Annotated in this window: 15 protein-coding genes; 12 read left to right on the top strand and 3 right to left on the bottom strand. The window is 62.2% G+C overall.

The features are described 5' to 3' along the window. Positions 1-67 precede the first annotated feature (67 nt). Entirely contained in the window at positions 68-553 is a 486-nt protein-coding gene (locus GFU70_RS06100) for an LEA type 2 family protein (RefSeq protein WP_058542236.1), read from the top strand. A 5-nt stretch (positions 554-558) separates the two neighbouring features. After that, positions 559-762: an SEC-C metal-binding domain-containing protein gene (locus tag GFU70_RS06095; RefSeq protein WP_034154967.1), complete on the top strand. Its 204-nt coding sequence runs from the start codon at positions 559-561 to the stop codon at positions 760-762. A gap of 275 nt (positions 763-1,037) precedes the next feature. Here the strand turns inward: GFU70_RS06095 and GFU70_RS06090 are convergent, their stop codons facing one another. Further along, positions 1,038-1,595: a cysteine hydrolase family protein gene (locus tag GFU70_RS06090; protein WP_153389150.1), complete on the bottom strand. Its 558-nt coding sequence runs from the start codon at positions 1,593-1,595 to the stop codon at positions 1,038-1,040. 206 nt (positions 1,596-1,801) lie between these two features. Here GFU70_RS06090 and GFU70_RS06085 point away from each other — a divergent pair, with 206 nt between their 5' ends. The 10 genes from GFU70_RS06085 to pdeM all read left to right on the top strand — a co-directional run bounded on the left by GFU70_RS06085 (position 1,802) and on the right by pdeM (position 15,379). Then, positions 1,802-4,252 (top strand): penicillin acylase family protein, encoded by a 2,451-nt coding sequence (locus GFU70_RS06085; RefSeq protein ID WP_153387737.1) that lies wholly within the window; start codon positions 1,802-1,804, stop codon positions 4,250-4,252. 356 nt (positions 4,253-4,608) lie between these two features. Continuing rightward, on the top strand, positions 4,609-5,640 hold the full coding sequence (locus GFU70_RS06080) for a ligase-associated DNA damage response exonuclease (protein WP_153387736.1): 1,032 nt from the start codon (positions 4,609-4,611) through the stop codon (positions 5,638-5,640). Then, positions 5,637-7,325 carry an ATP-dependent DNA ligase gene (locus tag GFU70_RS06075; protein ID WP_058546178.1) on the top strand — a complete coding sequence of 563 codons (1,689 nt, stop codon included), beginning with the start codon at positions 5,637-5,639 and terminating at the stop codon, positions 7,323-7,325. Before GFU70_RS06080 ends, GFU70_RS06075 begins: the two co-directional genes overlap by 4 nt. A 360-nt stretch (positions 7,326-7,685) precedes the next feature. Beyond that, positions 7,686-8,468 carry a transporter substrate-binding domain-containing protein gene (locus tag GFU70_RS06070; protein WP_058546716.1) on the top strand — a complete coding sequence of 261 codons (783 nt, stop codon included), beginning with the start codon at positions 7,686-7,688 and terminating at the stop codon, positions 8,466-8,468. A 57-nt stretch (positions 8,469-8,525) separates the two neighbouring features. Beyond that, on the top strand, positions 8,526-9,254 hold the full coding sequence (locus GFU70_RS06065) for an ABC transporter permease (RefSeq protein WP_058546717.1): 729 nt from the start codon (positions 8,526-8,528) through the stop codon (positions 9,252-9,254). After that, the gene (locus GFU70_RS06060; RefSeq protein WP_058546715.1) at positions 9,251-9,961 is read left to right on the top strand and encodes an ABC transporter permease; all 711 of its coding nucleotides are present in this window, start codon (positions 9,251-9,253) and stop codon (positions 9,959-9,961) included. The genes GFU70_RS06065 and GFU70_RS06060 overlap by 4 nt, the downstream gene beginning before the upstream one ends. A gap of 27 nt (positions 9,962-9,988) precedes the next feature. Beyond that, positions 9,989-11,107 (top strand): succinylglutamate desuccinylase/aspartoacylase family protein, encoded by a 1,119-nt coding sequence (locus GFU70_RS06055; protein ID WP_116643043.1) that lies wholly within the window; start codon positions 9,989-9,991, stop codon positions 11,105-11,107. Between the two features lie 13 nt (positions 11,108-11,120). Continuing rightward, positions 11,121-11,885 carry an ABC transporter ATP-binding protein gene (locus GFU70_RS06050; RefSeq protein WP_116643044.1) on the top strand — a complete coding sequence of 255 codons (765 nt, stop codon included), beginning with the start codon at positions 11,121-11,123 and terminating at the stop codon, positions 11,883-11,885. 351 nt (positions 11,886-12,236) lie between these two features. Continuing rightward, positions 12,237-14,723: a ligase-associated DNA damage response DEXH box helicase gene (locus GFU70_RS06045; protein WP_153387735.1), complete on the top strand. Its 2,487-nt coding sequence runs from the start codon at positions 12,237-12,239 to the stop codon at positions 14,721-14,723. Continuing rightward, positions 14,723-15,379: a ligase-associated DNA damage response endonuclease PdeM gene (pdeM, locus tag GFU70_RS06040; RefSeq protein ID WP_058546711.1), complete on the top strand. Its 657-nt coding sequence runs from the start codon at positions 14,723-14,725 to the stop codon at positions 15,377-15,379. Before GFU70_RS06045 ends, pdeM begins: the two co-directional genes overlap by 1 nt. 36 nt (positions 15,380-15,415) lie before the next feature. Here the strand turns inward: pdeM and GFU70_RS06035 are convergent, their stop codons facing one another. Together GFU70_RS06035 and dcd are read right to left on the bottom strand one after the other, a co-directional pair. Continuing rightward, entirely contained in the window at positions 15,416-15,622 is a 207-nt protein-coding gene (locus tag GFU70_RS06035) for a hypothetical protein (protein WP_003184748.1), read from the bottom strand. 98 nt (positions 15,623-15,720) lie between these two features. Continuing rightward, positions 15,721-16,287, bottom strand: coding sequence for a dCTP deaminase (gene dcd, locus GFU70_RS06030; RefSeq protein ID WP_003184751.1), 567 nt, complete (start codon positions 16,285-16,287; stop codon positions 15,721-15,723). Positions 16,288-16,391: the final 104 nt, after the last annotated feature.

Below are 16,391 nucleotides of genomic sequence, written 5' to 3'. Positions count from 1 at the left end.
TCGTAAACGTCCGACGCTCTTCCATCGACCCAGAGGGCTAGACTGTGGGTAAACCAGAGGCTCGGACATGACCCCTACATCACTTTTGCTACGCATCACCTGCCTGCTGCTGTTCGTCGGGCTCGGCGGTTGCGCGTCCTGGCGAAGTGACGATGCGCCTGAACCGCAGGTGCATCTGGTCAAGGTCGAGGTGGTGCGGGCCCGGCTACTGGAACAGAAGTTCATGCTGCACTTTCGCGTCGATAACCCCGGCGACAGCGACCTGACCGTTCGCGGCCTGACCTACCGCATCCATCTGGGCGACCTGTTGCTGACCGAAGGTGAGCATGAACACTGGTTCACCGTTCGCCCCCGGCACAGCGCCTACTTCAAGGTGCCGATCCGCACCAACCTGTGGCCGCAGGTGCGGCACGTGGTGAAGTTGCTGGAGAAACCCCGGGAACAGATCCCCTATCGTCTGGAAGGTGAGCTGGAAACCGGATTATTCATCGCTCACTACGTGCACCTGGAACGCAATGGCGTGATAATCGCCGCCGATTTTATTGCGGAGTAACCCCGATGACCCAACAACCCCACGTCCACGGCCCTGATTGCAACCACGATCACGACCATCATCACGAGCATGACCACGGCCACGTCCACGGCCCGAACTGCGGCCACGCACACCAGGAACCCGTGCGCAACGCCCTGAAGGATGTCGGCCGCAACGACCCTTGCCCGTGCGGCAATGGCAAGAAATTCAAGAAGTGCCACGGGGCTTGAGGGTCCGGGCGAAGATTATCTTCGCCTGTTGAGTCGTCATCGTCGGATCGCAGCACGGAGCAAGCTCGCTCCCACAGTGATGCCATTGACCAATCGATGGTGTGAGAGCTGGAAGCTTTTTGTGGCGAGGGGATGACGGTGCTCGGTTGCGCTGTAGGAGCTGTCGAGTGCAACGAGGCTGCGATCTTGTCCCCAGACAATTGAGTCGCAAGCGAAAGATCAAGATCAAGATCAAGAGATCGCAGCCTTCGGCAGCTCCTACAGCTGTTTATGTATCAGCCCGCCTCCAGAATCTGCTTCACAGCGACCACCGTCGCATACTCGCCATGCAAGTTGCCCAGGGACATGGCATGTACGTCGGCCGCCGAACGGGCGTTACCGAAGTAATCGCTCTTGTCGAAGGTGAAGCAGGCATCCTCGACCACCCACGTGTCGAATCCCAGGTTGCCGGCCGTACGGGCCGTAGACTCTACCGAGTTGTGCGTCGCCACGCCGACGATCACCAGTTGCCCGATGCCCGCCCTGCGCAGGTCTTCCTCCAGGTGCGTGCCACTGAACGCATCCGGCACCTGTTTTTGCACCAGCCATTCCCCCGCCAGCGGCTCGAACCGTGGCTGGACCTCCACACCCGACTGCCCTGGCCAGAACACTGAGTCCGGCGAGCGGGACAAGTGATGGACGTGAATCACCGGTCGCGCCGTGTGTCGCCATAACGCCAGTAGCTCCAGCATGCACAGCTCTGCCTCAGGGTTGTTACGAGGGCCGAGCCTGGGGTGAAGGATGCCTTTTTGTTGATCGATGAGGATCAGCGCTGCCTGGTTCTGTAGCTCCATGCCGGTTTTCTCTTCTCGGTCATTGAATTTTCCACACTTGAGCATCACCTCTTCCTACAGGCAAGCCTTCGAGCAAAAGCGATGACCCCGGCCCCGGGGTTTCATCGCCAAACCAACAAATAACCCTCGCCCCCGCTTGCGCGGCCCCCTCCTGCTCACTAACGTAGCGCCTTTATTGGTGCCCCCCCTCCCGCAGGAGCTTTGCCATGGCCTCGCCAGCCTCTATTTCCCTTATCCCCCGACTCGGCGTTGCCGCCGCAGTGGCCAGTGTGCTCGGTTTGAGCGGATGCCAGACCTGGAATGCCCAGGACACCGTGCCACCGACTTCCGGCGTGCAACCGCTCAAGGGGCTGGCGCAGAACGTCTCGGTCCGGCGCAATGCCACGGGCATGCCGCTGATCGAAAGCAACAGCTTCCATGACGCCCTGTTCACCCTCGGCTACGTCCACGCCAGCGATCGCATCACCCAGATGGTCACCCTGCGCCTGCTGGCCCAGGGGCGGCTGGCAGAGATGTCTGGTGCCGAACGTCTGGACATCGACCGCTACATGCGCGCCGTCAACCTGAGGAAAAACGCCGACGAGCTGTACAAGGCGTCTTCGCCACGGCTCAAGCGCTTCTTCGAGGTCTATGCCCGCGGCGTCAACGCCTACCTGTTCCGCTACCGCGACAAGTTGCCGTCGGACCTGGCCGCCACCGGCTACAAACCCGAATACTGGAAACCGGAAGACTCGGCGCTGATGTTCTGCCTGCTGAATTTCAGCCAGTCGGCCAACCTGCCGGAAGAAATCGCCAGCCTGGTACTGGCCCAGACCGTCACCAACGACAAGCTCGCCTGGCTGAGCCCCTCCTACCCGGACGAACCTCTGCCCGTGGCCGAGGCCGACAAACTCCAGGGCTTGCGGCTCAACGGCCAGATTCCGGGCTTGAACGAGATCGGCAAGGCCACCCGCCAGTTGGCCGAGCTGAACCTTTTGAGCGCTGCGTCTTCGAGCAACTGGGCCATCGCGCCGCCACGCAGCCGCAGCGGCAAAAGCCTGCTGGCCAGCGACAGCCATGGGCCGCTGGGCATGCCGGGGCTGTGGAGCCCCGTACAGATCCGCGCACCCAAGTACCAGGCGGCCGGGGTTTCCGTGGCGGGGATCCCGATGATCCTGGCCGGGTTCAACGGTAAAGTGGCCTGGAGCATGACCAGCGTCCTGGGGGACAACCAAGACCTGTTCCTGGAAAAAATCCGACGCCAGGGCAACGGCCTGTCCTACGAGGTCAACGGCAGATGGCAGCCAGCGATCGTGCGCAACGAAACCTATTTCATCAAAGGCCAGCGGCCGATTCGTGAAGCGGTGTTCGAGACCCGTCACGGCCCGTTGCTCAACAGCGCCCAGGGCCCGGCCATGGCCAACGGCTTTGGCCTGGCCTTGCAGACGCCGAGCCTGGGCGACGACAAGACCCTGGATGCCTTCTTCGACCTGTCTCGGGCGCAGAACGTCGAGAAAGCCTCTGACGCCAGCCGGGAAATCCGCGCCATTGCCGTGAACCTGGTATTTGCCGATGCCAGCCATATCGGCTGGCAAGTCACCGGTCGCTATCCAAACCGCCGTGAAGGCGAAGGCTTGTTGCCGTCGCCGGGCTGGGACGGTCGCTACGATTGGGACGGTTACGCCGACCCCATGCTGCACCCCTACGATCAGGACCCAGCCCAGGGCTGGCTCGGCACATCCAACCAACGGGTCATTCCCCACGGCTACGGCATGCAGCTGTCCAATTCCTGGGCTTCGCCAGAGCGTGGCGAACGCATGGCCGAACTGGCCGGCACGGGCAAGCACGACACCCGCAGCCTGATCGCCATGCAGTACGACCAGGGCACGACGTTCGCGGCCAAGCTCAAGAAAGTTTTCGAAGCCCCGGGCATGGCCCAGCCGCTCAAACAGGCGATCGAAGACCTGCCGGTGACTGACCGGGCCAAGGCTCGCGAAGCCTACACCCGCCTGATGGCATTCGATGGTCGGCTCAGCCCGACCTCCACCGACGCCGCGATCTATGAGCTGTTCCTGCAGGAAAGCATGAAGCAGATTTTCCTCGACGAGCTAGGCCCGGACAGCAGCCCGGCGTGGAAGGCGCTGGTCGCCAATGGCCAATTGTCCTACTCGGCCCAGGCCGATCATCTGTTGGGGCGTGAAGACAGCCCGTTCTGGGACGATGTGCGCACGCCCCAGAAAGAAGACAAGGCCGTCATCCTCGCCCGCAGCCTGGCCGCCGCCATCAGCGTCGGCGACAGCCAGTTGGGCGGTGACCACAAGGCTTGGCAGTGGGGTCAGTTGCATCGCTACGCGTGGAAGAACAGCAACGGCCAGATCGTACGCGGCCCGCTGCCGGCCGGGGGCGACGCCACCACGCTCAACACCGCAGCATTCGCTGGCGGGCTGGATTTCAACACCACCCTGGCGCCCGCCATGCGCTTTATCGTCGACTTCGGCCAGCCTGAACCGTTGATGATCCAGGACGGTGCCGGACAGTCCGGCAACCCGGTCAGCCCGAACTATGCCAATGGCATCGATCCGTGGATCAAGGGGCAGTACCAGAGCCTGCCGTTGCAACCGCCGAATTTCGATCGGGCGTATGGCAAGAGGCGGTTGACGCTGGTGCCTGGCAAATAACTGCAAGCTGCTCATTGCCCTGTAGGAGCTGCCGAAGGCTGCGATCTTTTGATCTTTTGATCTTTTGATCTTTTGATCTTTTGATCTTTTGATCTTTTGATCTTTTGATCTTTTGATCTTTCGCTTGAGATTCAAGCGTCAGGGGAAAGATCGCAGCCTCGTTGCACTCGTCAGCTCCTACGGCTCCTACGGCTCCTACAGTTCCTACAGCGCCTACAGGCCGGCGGGGCGACGTTTTGCTAGATTTCTCGCCACATCTGTCCATCCCGTCACCCGATCCTGCCCCCCGAAAATCCGATAGAACTTCTCCCCTCACCCTCGCCTCTACCTGACAAGCCCATCGCTCCGGTGACTGCATGGATCTTGTCATTGCCCGCCCCGAAGGCTTGTACTGCCCGCCCGGGGATTTCTACATCGACCCGTGGCGTGCAGTAGAACGTTCGGTCATCACCCATGCCCACGGCGACCATGCCCGCAGCGGCAACCAACACTACCTGGCAGCGGCCCCCGGCGAAGGCATTCTGCGCTCACGCCTGGGCCAGGACATCAACCTGCAAACCCTGTCCTACGGCGAACGCCTGTCGCACCATGGCGTAACCTTGAGCTTTCACCCCGCCGGCCATGTGCTGGGCTCGGCCCAGGTGCGGCTGGAATACCAGGGTGAGGTCTGGGTGGCGTCGGGGGATTACAAAGTCGAGCCTGACGGCACCTGCACCCCGTTCGAGCCGGTGAAATGCCATACCTTCATCACCGAATCGACCTTCGGCCTGCCCATCTACCGCTGGCAGCCCCAGGCGCAGGTCTTCGACGAGATCAACCAGTGGTGGCGCGCAAACATCGCCGCCGGCCGAGCCAGCGTGTTGTTCTGCTATTCCTTCGGCAAGGCCCAGCGGATTCTTCACGGCATCGATGAAAGCCTCGGCCCGATCCTGGCCCACGGTGCGGTGGAGCCGCTGAACCGGGTCTATCGTGAGGCCGGCGTTCACCTGCCGCCGACAATTTATGCCAGCGACATCAACAAGAACGACCCGATCATGGGCCAGGCGCTGGTGATCGCCCCGCCCTCTGCCGGGGGCAGCAGTTGGATGCGTCGCTTCGGCGACTACAGCGACGCCTTCGCCAGCGGCTGGATGCGCCTGCGCGGTACGCGGCGGCGGCGCGGCGTGGACCGGGGCTTTGTGCTGTCCGACCACGCCGATTGGCCAGGCCTGCTCTGGGCCATCGAACAGACCGGCGCCGAGCGGGTGATGGTCACCCACGGTTCGGTAAGCGTGCTGGTGCGCCACCTCTGCGAGCAAGGCCTCGATGCCCAAGGGTTCAGCACCGAATACGGCGACAACGAAGAAGACCTCGCCACGGCCACCGACAGCGGTGAGGAGGCGCCATGAAAGCCTTCGCCGAGCTGTACGCCGAACTGGACGCCACCACCTCCAGCAATGCCAAGCTTGCCGCCATGCAGGCTTATTTCACCAAGGCCCCGCCCCAGGACGCGGCATGGGCCGTGTATTTCCTGTCCGGCGGGCGTCCACGGCAACTGGTGCCGGTAAAAATCCTGCGGGAGTTGGCCGTGCAGGTGTCCGGGCTGTCTGCGTGGCTGTTCGAAGAGAGCTACCAGGCCGTGGGCGATTTGGCCGAAACCATCTCGTTGGTGCTGCCGGAGTCGCCCCACCGCTCCGACGAGGGCCTGGCGCTGTGGATCGAGGAAAAATTGCTGCCATTGCGTGGCGAATCGCCCGAGGTGCTGGCGCTGCGATTACCAACGCTGTGGGCACAACTGGACCGGCCGAGCCTGATGCTGTGCATCAAGCTCATCACCGGCAGCTTTCGCGTCGGCGTGTCCAAACTGCTGGTAACCCGGGCCCTGGCCGGCATGGCCAACCTGGACAGCAAGCGGGTGGCCCAGCGCCTGGTGGGCTACACCGACCTGTCCCATCGTCCGACGGCTGCCAGTTACCTCAAGCTGATCGCGGCCGAAACCGACGATGAACATGCCCAGCGCGGCGGCCAGCCTTATCCGTTTTTCCTGGCCCATGCCTTGTCTGCCCCGGTGGAGCAATTCGACGCCCTGCTGGGGCCGGCCAGCGACTGGCAGGTGGAATGGAAATGGGACGGCATCCGTTCCCAGGTGATCAAGCGCGATGGCCATTTATGGGTCTGGTCCCGAGGCGAAGAACTGGTCACTGAGCGCTTCCCCGAACTGCACGCCCTGGCGCAGGTATTGCCTGACGGTACCGTGATCGATGGCGAAATCGTAGTGTGGAAAACCGCCCGGCCGGTGACCGATGATGCCTTCGACCCGGACACGCCGCTGCAACCAGCGGTGCAACCCTTCGCGCTGTTGCAGCAGCGCATCGGTCGCAAGACCCTGGGCAAGAAAATCCTCGATGATGCCCCGGTGGTGGTGATGGCCTATGACCTGTTGGAATGGCAAGGCGAGGACTGGCGCAGCCGCCCTCAGGCCGAACGCCGCGAACGGCTGGAGGCGCTGATAGCCCGAGTTCACAGCCCGGTGCTGTTGCCGTCGCCGACAATTACCGGCCAGGACTGGTTCGACCTCGCCCGGCAACGCGAAGACTCTCGTCGCCTCGGTGTCGAAGGCATGATGCTCAAGGCCCGCAATGCGCTGTACGGCGTCGGTCGCACCAAGGACATGGGCGTGTGGTGGAAATGGAAGATCGACCCCTTCAGCGTCGACGCGGTGCTGATCTATGCCCAGCGCGGCCACGGCCGGCGCGCCAGCCTGTACAGCGACTACACCTTCGCTGTGTGGGACAACCCGCCGGACAGTCGCGAGCGCACACTGGTGCCGTTTGCCAAGGCTTATTCAGGGTTGACCGATGCTGAGATGCGCCAGGTCGACAGCATCGTGCGCAAGACCACCGTGGAGAAGTTCGGCCCGGTGAGCAGCGTCACGCCCACCCTGGTGTTCGAACTGGGGTTCGAAGGCATCGCCCTGTCCAATCGCCACAAGAGCGGGATCGCCGTACGCTTTCCACGGATGTTGCGCTGGCGCCAGGACAAGCACGTCGACGAGGCCGACACACTGGCGACGCTGCAGGATCTGCTGAAATAACTTGCTCCCGCCGGGCGCGTTGCAGGAGCTGTGTAGGAGCTGTGTAGCTGTCGAGCGAAGCGAGGCTGCGATCTTTCCAAGGCGATTAAATCGAGAGCAAAAGATCAAGATCAAAGGATCGCAACCTTCGGCAGCTCCTACAGAGCCCAACAGGAGTTCGCTCCATCCTGGTGCAACTTTTGATGTACGCTCATCCCCGCGCACCATCGCATTCCGTTACCTGCCGCCGAAGCTTTTAAAACACTTGTTCGGCACTCTGGTTCGGAAATTGCTACCTTTATGCCGTCAGACCGTTCTCACCTTCACCGGTAACAATACTTACGCGCCATACGCGCTCATATTGGTTTTAGGGATTGAATAATGAAAAAAGCACTGCTGACCCTTTCTGCACTGGCGTTGTGCATGGCTGCTGGCGTCGCCACGGCCAAGGAATACAAGGAACTGCGTTTTGGTGTCGACCCGTCCTACGCCCCGTTTGAATCCAAGGCCGCCGATGGCAGCCTGGTCGGTTTCGACATCGACCTGGGCAATGCGATCTGCGCGGAACTGAAAGTTAAATGCAGGTGGGTCGAAAGCGATTTCGACGGCATGATCCCGGGCCTCAAGGCTAATAAGTTCGACGGCGTGATCTCCTCCATGACCGTGACCCCGGCCCGCGAAAAAGCCATCGACTTCTCCAGCGAGCTGTTCTCCGGCCCAACGGCCTATGTCTTCAAGAAGGGCTCGGGCCTGAGCGAAGACGTTGCTTCGCTCAAAGGCAAGACCGTCGGCTACGAGCAAGGCACCATCCAGGAAGCCTACGCCAAGGCCGTGCTGGACAAGGCCGGCGTCAAGACCCAGGCCTACCAGAACCAGGACCAGGTTTATGCCGACCTGACCTCCGGCCGCCTCGATGCCGCGATCCAGGACATGCTCCAGGCAGAGCTGGGCTTCCTGAAGTCGCCAAAAGGCGAAGGCTACGAAGTCAGCAAACCGGTGGACAGCGAACTGCTGCCATCCAAGACTGCGATCGGTATCAAGAAAGGTAACAAAGAGCTGAAGGCACTTTTGGATAAAGGTATCAAAGCGTTACACGACGACGGCAAGTACGCCGAAATCCAGAAAAAACACTTTGGCGATCTGAATCTGTACAGCGGCAAATAATGCGCGGCGCCCATCCGGTCTCGGATGGGCGCTTTTTTTCTGCCAAAGGCCTCTTTCATGTTCGAACAACTCCTACAAAATCTGGGGCTCTCCGCCTTCAGCCTGCAGGGCTTTGGCCCGCTGCTGATGCAAGGCACCTGGATGACCATCAAGCTGTCGGCCCTGTCCCTGTTGTTGAGCGTCTTGCTCGGCCTGTTGGGCGCCAGCGCCAAGCTGTCCAGCGTCAAGCTGCTACGAATCCCTGCCCAGCTCTACACCACGCTGATCCGCGGCGTGCCCGACCTGGTGCTGATGCTGCTGATCTTCTACAGCCTGCAAACCTGGCTGACCTCGTTTACCGACTTCATGGAATGGGAATACATCGAGATCAACCCATTCGGCGCCGGGGTGATCACCCTGGGCTTCATCTATGGCGCGTACTTCACCGAAACCTTTCGCGGCGCGATCCTCGCGGTTCCCCGGGGCCAGGTCGAAGCCGCCACGGCCTATGGCCTCAAGCGTGGCCAGCGCTTCCGCTTCGTGGTGTTTCCACAAATGATGCGCTTTGCCCTGCCGGGTATCGGCAACAACTGGATGGTGATGCTCAAGGCCACCGCGCTGGTGTCGATCATCGGCCTGGCCGACCTGGTCAAGGCAGCCCAGGATGCGGGCAAGAGCACCTACCAGCTGTTTTACTTCCTGGTGCTGGCGGCATTGATCTATCTGCTGATCACCAGCGCCTCCAATATCATCCTGCGCTGGCTTGAACGCCGGTACGCCGCCGGAGCACGGGAGGCGGTGCGATGATCGAACTTCTGCAAGAATACTGGCGACCGTTCCTCTACAGCGATGGCGTCAACGTCACGGGCCTGGCCATGACCCTGTGGCTGCTCAGCGCCTCGCTGCTGATCGGCTTTGTGGTATCCATTCCGCTGTCCATCGCCCGGGTGTCGCCCAAGGTCTACGTCCGCTGGCCGGTGCAGTTCTACACCTACCTGTTCCGTGGCACGCCGCTCTATATCCAGTTGCTGATCTGCTACACCGGCATCTACAGCATCGAGGCGGTGCGCGCCCAACCCATACTCGACAGTTTCTTTCGCGACGCGATGAACTGCACGATCCTGGCCTTCGCCTTGAACACCTGCGCCTACACCACGGAAATTTTCGCCGGGGCGATTCGCAGCATGAACCATGGCGAAGTCGAAGCGGCCAAGGCCTACGGCTTGACCGGTTGGAAGCTGTACACCTACGTGATCATGCCCTCGGCGCTGCGACGCTCGCTGCCGTATTACAGCAACGAAGTCATCTTGATGCTGCACTCGACGACCGTGGCGTTCACCGCTACCGTTCCAGACGTGCTGAAAGTCGCCCGGGACGCCAACTCGGCGACGTTCCTGACGTTTCAGTCGTTCGGGATCGCCGCACTGATCTACCTGACCGTCACCTTTGCACTGGTGGGCCTCTTCCGCCTCGCCGAACGCCGCTGGCTGGCCTTTCTCGGGCCGACCCACTAGGGCTTTTGTTCCAGGACACACACGCAAATGCGCCACCAGATCCATGACCTGCGGTCCCCGGTACCGGGGACCGCACGCAAGATTCACAGCTTCCACTTCGGCCCGGAAAACGCCGTTGGCAAAATCTATATCCAGTCGTCCCTGCACGCCGATGAACTGCCCGGCATGCTGGTCGCCTGGCACCTCAAGCAGCGCCTGGCCGAACTCGAAGCGTCGGGCCGCCTGCGGCACGAGATCGTACTGGTGCCCGTCGCCAATCCTATCGGCCTCGAACAAGTGCTGATGGACGTGCCCCTGGGTCGCTACGAAACCGAGAGCGGGCAGAACTTCAACCGCCGCTTCCTCGACCTGAGCGAAGAGATCGGCAACGAAATCCAGGACCTGCTCACCGACGATCCGCAGCACAACCTGATGCTGATCCGCACCAGCCTGCGCGACGCCCTTGCCCGGCAGACCCCAGGCACGCAATTGCAATCCCTGCGCCTGGCCCTGCAACGGCTGGCCTGCGACGCCGACATGGTGCTGGACCTGCATTGCGACTTCGAAGCCGTCGCCCACCTCTACACCACACCCGAAGCCTGGCCGCAGGTCGAACCGCTGGCACGCTACATCGGTGCCGGAGCCAGCCTGCTGGCGACCGATTCGGGCGGCCAGTCGTTCGACGAATGCTTCACCCTGCTCTGGTGGCAACTCAAGGAACGCTTCGGCGACCGCTTCGAGATTCCCCTGGGCAGCTTTTCGGTCACCGTGGAATTGCGTGGCCAGGGTGACGTCAACCACGGGCTGGCGAGCCTCGACTGCCAAGCCTTGATCAACTACCTGATCCGCTTCGGCGCCATCGACGGCGAACCGATGCCAATGCCCAAGCTGCCCTACCCGGCCACGCCACTGGCCGCTGTCGAGCCGGTGACCACGCCCGTGGGTGGGCTGCTGGTCTTCAGCGCCCTGCCCGGCGAATACCTGGAGGCGGGGCAACTGATCGCAGAAGTCATCGACCCGGTCAACGACACCGTCACCCCTGTTCATTGCCGTAACGCCGGGCTGCTATACGCCCGTTCGCTGCGCCGCATGGCCACGGCCGGCATGGTGATCGCCCATGTCGCCGGCACCGAAGCCTATCGCAGCGGCTACCTACTTTCGCCTTGAGGATGCAAGCTCCATGTACAAACTGACCATCGAAGGCCTGCACAAAAGCTATGGCGAACATAAAGTACTCAGGGGCGTTTCGCTCAAGGCCAAGACCGGCGACGTCATCAGCCTCATCGGCGCCAGCGGCTCAGGCAAAAGTACCTTTTTGCGCTGCATCAACTTCCTGGAACAACCCAACGACGGCGCCATGAGCCTGGACGGCCAGCCGATCCAGATGATCAAGGACCACCACGGCATGCACGTGGCCGATGCCGACGAACTGCAACGCATCCGCACGCGCCTGGCCATGGTGTTCCAGCATTTCAACCTGTGGAGCCACATGACCGTGCTGGAAAACATCACCATGGCGCCGCGCCGGGTGCTGGGGGTCAGCAAGCAGGAAGCCGACGACCGCGCCCGTCGCTATCTCGACAAGGTCGGCCTGCCGGCACGGGTCGCCGAGCAATACCCGGCGTTTCTCTCCGGCGGCCAGCAACAACGCGTGGCCATTGCCCGCGCCCTGGCGATGGAGCCGGAGGTGATGCTGTTCGACGAACCCACCTCGGCCCTGGACCCGGAGCTGGTGGGCGAAGTGCTGAAGGTGATACAGGGGCTGGCCGAGGAAGGCCGGACCATGATCATGGTGACCCACGAAATGAGCTTCGCTCGCAAAGTCTCGAACCAGGTATTGTTCCTGCACCAGGGCTTGGTGGAAGAAGAAGGCAGGCCGGAAGACGTGCTGGGCAATCCTACGAGTGAACGGCTCAAGCAGTTTCTCAGCGGCAACCTGAAATAAGCCCGGCATACCTGACAGCCTGCTTTTTGTAGCGAGGGAACAAGTTCGCGCAGGGGTACGTTGTAGCTGTGTAGGAGCTGTCGAGTGCAACGAGGCTGCGATCTTTCCCCAGACACTTGAATCTCAAGCGAAAGATCAAGATCAAGATCAAGATCAAGATCAAGATCAAGATCAAGATCAAGATCAAGATCAAGATCAAGATCAAGATCAAGATCAAGATCAAGAGATCGCAGCCTTCGGCAGCTCCTACGACCCGCGAGAGCATGCGCCCTCGCCGCGATGTTGTTCATTAAACCTTTCATCTCTCGCCGTGGTCACTGAAAGAAGACGTTCAGGGCGCACGCGACAGGCATGGCGACATCCAACAATTTCGCGAAACAGTGGTTCGATGCCCGCGGCTGGAAGCCGTTCGCCTTTCAGAAGCAAGTATGGGCCGCGGTCAAGCGAGGGGAGTCCGGGCTGTTGCATGCCAGTACCGGTGCCGGCAAGACCTACGCCGTCTGGTTTGCCGCCCTCAACCGTTTCGCCCGGCCAGCACCGGCGCCGGATAAACCGCGCAAACGCAAGCCGTCGGCCGAACCGCTGACCGTCCTGTGGATCACGCCGATGCGCGCACTGGCTGCAGACACCGGCAAAGCCCTCGAAGCGCCCCTGACAGACCTGCACCTGCCGTGGAGCGTCGGCCTGCGCACCGGCGATACCAGCGCCAGCGAACGCGCCCGCCAGGGCCGACGCCTGCCTACTGCGCTGATCACCACCCCCGAAAGCCTGACCCTGATCCTCGCCCGGGCCGATGCGCACACCGCCGTCTCGACCCTGCGCATGGTCGTGGTGGATGAATGGCACGAGTTACTCGGCAACAAACGTGGCGTGCAATTGCAACTGGCCCTGGCGCGCTTGCGGCACTGGCATCCCGACCTCATCGTCTGGGGCGTGTCCGCGACCCTGGGCAACCAGGCCCACGCCGAGCAGGTATTGATCCCGCAAGGCGACGGGATCAGCGTGCAGGGGGCCGATGGCAAGGCACTGCGGGTCGACACGCTATTACCCCCGGCCCTTGAACGTTTCCCATGGGCCGGGCACATCGGCCTGAAGATGTTGCCCCAGGTCGTTGCCGAAATCGACGCCAGCAGCAGTTGCCTGGTGTTCACCAATACCCGGGCACAATCGGAAATCTGGTATCAGGCGCTTCTTGAGGCAAGGCCCGATTGGGCCGGGCTGATCGCCCTGCACCATAGCTCGCTCTCGCGTGACACCCGGGATTGGGTGGAACAGGCATTGAAGAACGGCCAGCTCAAAGCGGTGGTCTGCACGTCCAGCCTGGACCTGGGGGTGGATTTCCTGCCGGTGGAGCGAGTGCTGCAGATCGGCTCGGCCAAGGGCGTAGCACGGCTGATGCAACGCGCCGGGCGCTCCGGCCACGCACCGGGCCGGGCCTCGCGGGTGACGCTGGTGCCGACCCACAGCCTGGAGTTGGTCGAGGCTGCCGCCGCGCAGGACGCCGTGGCCCAACGGCGCATCGAACCGCGCGAATCGCCCCACAAGCCGCTGGATGTCCTGGTGCAGCACTTGGTGAGCATGGCCCTGGGTGGCGGCTTCGTTCCCGAGCAACTGTTCGAGCAAGTGCGCAGTGCCTGGGCCTACCGCGACCTCAACCCGGCCGAATGGGCCTGGGCCCTGGCTTTTGTGCGCCATGGCGGCCTGTCATTGACCGCCTACCCCGATTACCGACGCGTCGAACCGGACGAACACGGGATCTGGCGAGTGCCTGACGCACGCTTGGCCCGGCGTCACCGCATGAGCATCGGCACCATCGTCAGCGATGCCAGCCTGCAATTGAAGTTCTGGAGCAAGGGCGGCGGCGGCAAGACCCTGGGCAGCGTAGAGGAAGGCTTCATCGCCCGCCTGCGTCCCGGTGACGGTTTCCTGTTCGCCGGGCGGTTGCTGGAATTGGTCCGGGTCGAAGACATGACCGCCTACGTGCGACGCAGCCAGGCCAAGAAGGCCGCTGTGCCGCGCTGGAACGGCGGACGCATGCCGCTCTCCAGCGAACTGGCCGCCGCCGTCGTGGCCCGTTTGAGCGAAGCCGCCGCGGGCCACTTCGAGGGCCCGGAGATGCACGCTGTCCACCCCCTGCTGTCTACCCAACAACGCTGGTCCGGTTTGCCCACGCAAAACACATTGCTGGCCGAAGCCCTCAAGTCCCGGGAAGGTTGGCACCTATTCCTCTACCCGTTTGCCGGACGCCAGGTTCATCTGGGCCTGGCCAGCCTGCTGGCTTGGCGTGTCAGCCGGCAACAGCCGCTGACGTTTTCCATTGCGGTCAACGACTACGGCCTGGAACTGCTCAGTGCCACGGCAGTGGACTGGTCGCAATACCTGACCCCGGGCCTGCTGAGCGTCGATCACCTGCTGACCGACGTGCTCGCGAGCCTGAACGCCGGGGAATTGGCCCTCAGGCGCTTTCGCGAAATCGCCCGGATCGCCGGGCTGGTCTTCGCCGGCTATCCCGGTGCGCCGAAAAGCACCCGGCAAGTACAGGCGTCCAGCGGGTTGTTCTTCCAGGTGTTCAAGCAATACGACGCCGACAATCTCTTGCTGGCCCAGGCCGGGGAGGAAGTCTTGCGTGAAGAATTGGATATCCGTCGACTGGAGCAGACCTTGCAACGTCTCAATACCCTGAAACTGGACCTGCACATGATCAAGCGCCCCACCCCGCTCGGGTTTCCGCTGCTGGTGGAGCGGTTCCGGGAAAGCATGAGCTCGGAAAAGCTCGCCGACCGCATCCGACGGATGGTCAGCGAACTGGAAAAAACTGCCGATCGCGGTGACGCCTGATGCCAGCGCCTTATCCCGTCAGCCTGGCCGGCGAAGAACTCTGGTTGCTCCCGGAAAAAGCCTTGTACTGGCCCGCCCAGGAAACCCTGATGGTGGCCGATGTTCATTTCGGCAAGGCCGCCGCCTACCGCAGCCTCGGGCAACCGGTGCCCCACGGCACCACCGCCAGCAACATCGCCGTACTGGATGCATTATTGGAAAGCCTGCCGTGCCGACAGTTGATTTTTCTCGGGGATTTTCTCCACGGCCCCGGTTCTCATGCGCCCGGCACCTTGCGGGCACTTTCCGATTGGCGTGAGCGACATTCGCTCCTGGCCATGACGCTGATTCGTGGCAACCACGACAAACGCGCCGGTGACCCACCGCCAGCGCTGAACATTCGCGTCGTACCGGAGCCGTTGCTTCTGGGCCCTTTCGCCGTGCAACACGAGCCTGCCCCACATCCCAGCCGCCATGTGTTGGCCGGTCACGTGCACCCGGTCTATCACCTGAGCGGCAAGGGCCGGCAACACCTGCGCCTGGCTTGCTTCCGGCTGGGCAGTGACATCAGCCTGCTACCGGCCTTCGGTGCGTTCACGGGCGGCTACCGGGTCGGGCAGGACAACGATTGCAAAATTTTTGTCATCGGCGATAACGAAGTATGGCCCGTCAGTTGAAGCACGCTGTGCTATCGCAGGCGGGCCATCGTCTCGTCAGGCAACAGGCGCAGGAGGCGGCTCGTCCGGCAGGGTGGGTTCGCCGGGTTCGGTGGGTTGTTCGTTGGGGGTATCGGGATCGGGCTGGCCAGGGATGCCGCCCGCCGCTTCGACAGGATGGGCCAGCAATGACCAGGCCATGACGCCGATCTGATTGGGCTCAAGCCTTGCCAGTTCGGCACTGATTCGCGGATCGATCTTCATAGAGCACTCCTGGGCGAAGCCCGTTGCGCTGACGCAAAAACGGGCAGTACACGCAATAGAGTGTCTGCCCGCCCAGGAATTCCAACTGTTCGTCAGAATCAGGTGCGCGGTAGCGTTACACCGCGCTGGCCCTGGTACTTGCCGCCACGATCCTTGTAGGAAACTTCGCACTCTTCATCGGATTCCAGGAACAGCATCTGCGCCACACCCTCGTTGGCGTAGATTTTCGCCGGCAGGGTCGTGGTGTTGGAGAATTCCAGGGTCACGTGGCCTTCCCACTCGGGTTCCAGCGGCGTGACGTTGACGATGATGCCGCAACGGGCGTAGGTGCTCTTGCCCAGGCAGATGGTCAGTACATTGCGCGGAATGCGGAAGTACTCGACAGTGCGGGCCAGGGCGAAGGAGTTCGGCGGGATGATGCAAACGTCGCTCTTGACGTCGACGAAGCTCTTCTCGTCGAAGTTCTTCGGGTCGACGGTGGCCGAATTGATATTGGTGAACACCTTGAATTCGTCGGCGCAGCGCACGTCGTAGCCGTAGCTGGAGACACCGAAGGAGATCAGCCGGTCGGCGCCTTCGCCACGCATCTGGCGTTCGACGAAGGGCTCGATCATGCCGTGCTCTTGCGCCATGCGGCGAATCCACTTGTCCGATTTGATGCTCATGGCGGTTTCCTGAAATAGCGAGGTGGAAAAAATACGTCCGGCATCTTACCGGGGCGCGGGGCCGGGTTCAAAGCGCGGTACGCAAATCTCGCCGATCCGCCTTG

Origin of the sequence: Pseudomonas brassicacearum, assembly GCF_009601685.2 — a bacterium.
Lineage (GTDB): Bacteria > Pseudomonadota > Gammaproteobacteria > Pseudomonadales > Pseudomonadaceae > Aquipseudomonas > Aquipseudomonas kilonensis_B.
The sequence above is the reverse complement of the archived record's forward strand: the minus strand, read 5'-3'. Positions and strand labels throughout refer to the sequence as shown.

Bases quoted from the DNA above. Each gene is read 5' to 3' on its own strand.
- pdeM (WP_058546711.1), top strand. From the start codon at position 14,723: ATGCCAGCGCCTTATCCCGTCAGCCTGGCCGGCGAAGAACTCTGGTTG.
- GFU70_RS06045 (WP_153387735.1), top strand. From the start codon at position 12,237: ATGGCGACATCCAACAATTTCGCGAAACAGTGGTTCGATGCCCGCGGC.
- GFU70_RS06090 (WP_153389150.1), bottom strand. From the start codon at position 1,595: ATGGAGCTACAGAACCAGGCAGCGCTGATCCTCATCGATCAACAAAAA.
- GFU70_RS06075 (WP_058546178.1), top strand. From the start codon at position 5,637: ATGAAAGCCTTCGCCGAGCTGTACGCCGAACTGGACGCCACCACCTCC.
- GFU70_RS06035 (WP_003184748.1), bottom strand. From the start codon at position 15,622: ATGAAGATCGATCCGCGAATCAGTGCCGAACTGGCAAGGCTTGAGCCC.
- GFU70_RS06060 (WP_058546715.1), top strand. From the start codon at position 9,251: ATGATCGAACTTCTGCAAGAATACTGGCGACCGTTCCTCTACAGCGAT.
- GFU70_RS06080 (WP_153387736.1), top strand. From the start codon at position 4,609: ATGGATCTTGTCATTGCCCGCCCCGAAGGCTTGTACTGCCCGCCCGGG.
- GFU70_RS06055 (WP_116643043.1), top strand. From the start codon at position 9,989: ATGCGCCACCAGATCCATGACCTGCGGTCCCCGGTACCGGGGACCGCA.
- GFU70_RS06065 (WP_058546717.1), top strand. From the start codon at position 8,526: ATGTTCGAACAACTCCTACAAAATCTGGGGCTCTCCGCCTTCAGCCTG.
- GFU70_RS06100 (WP_058542236.1), top strand. From the start codon at position 68: ATGACCCCTACATCACTTTTGCTACGCATCACCTGCCTGCTGCTGTTC.
- GFU70_RS06070 (WP_058546716.1), top strand. From the start codon at position 7,686: ATGAAAAAAGCACTGCTGACCCTTTCTGCACTGGCGTTGTGCATGGCT.
- dcd (WP_003184751.1), bottom strand. From the start codon at position 16,287: ATGAGCATCAAATCGGACAAGTGGATTCGCCGCATGGCGCAAGAGCAC.
- GFU70_RS06095 (WP_034154967.1), top strand. From the start codon at position 559: ATGACCCAACAACCCCACGTCCACGGCCCTGATTGCAACCACGATCAC.
- GFU70_RS06085 (WP_153387737.1), top strand. From the start codon at position 1,802: ATGGCCTCGCCAGCCTCTATTTCCCTTATCCCCCGACTCGGCGTTGCC.
- GFU70_RS06050 (WP_116643044.1), top strand. From the start codon at position 11,121: ATGTACAAACTGACCATCGAAGGCCTGCACAAAAGCTATGGCGAACAT.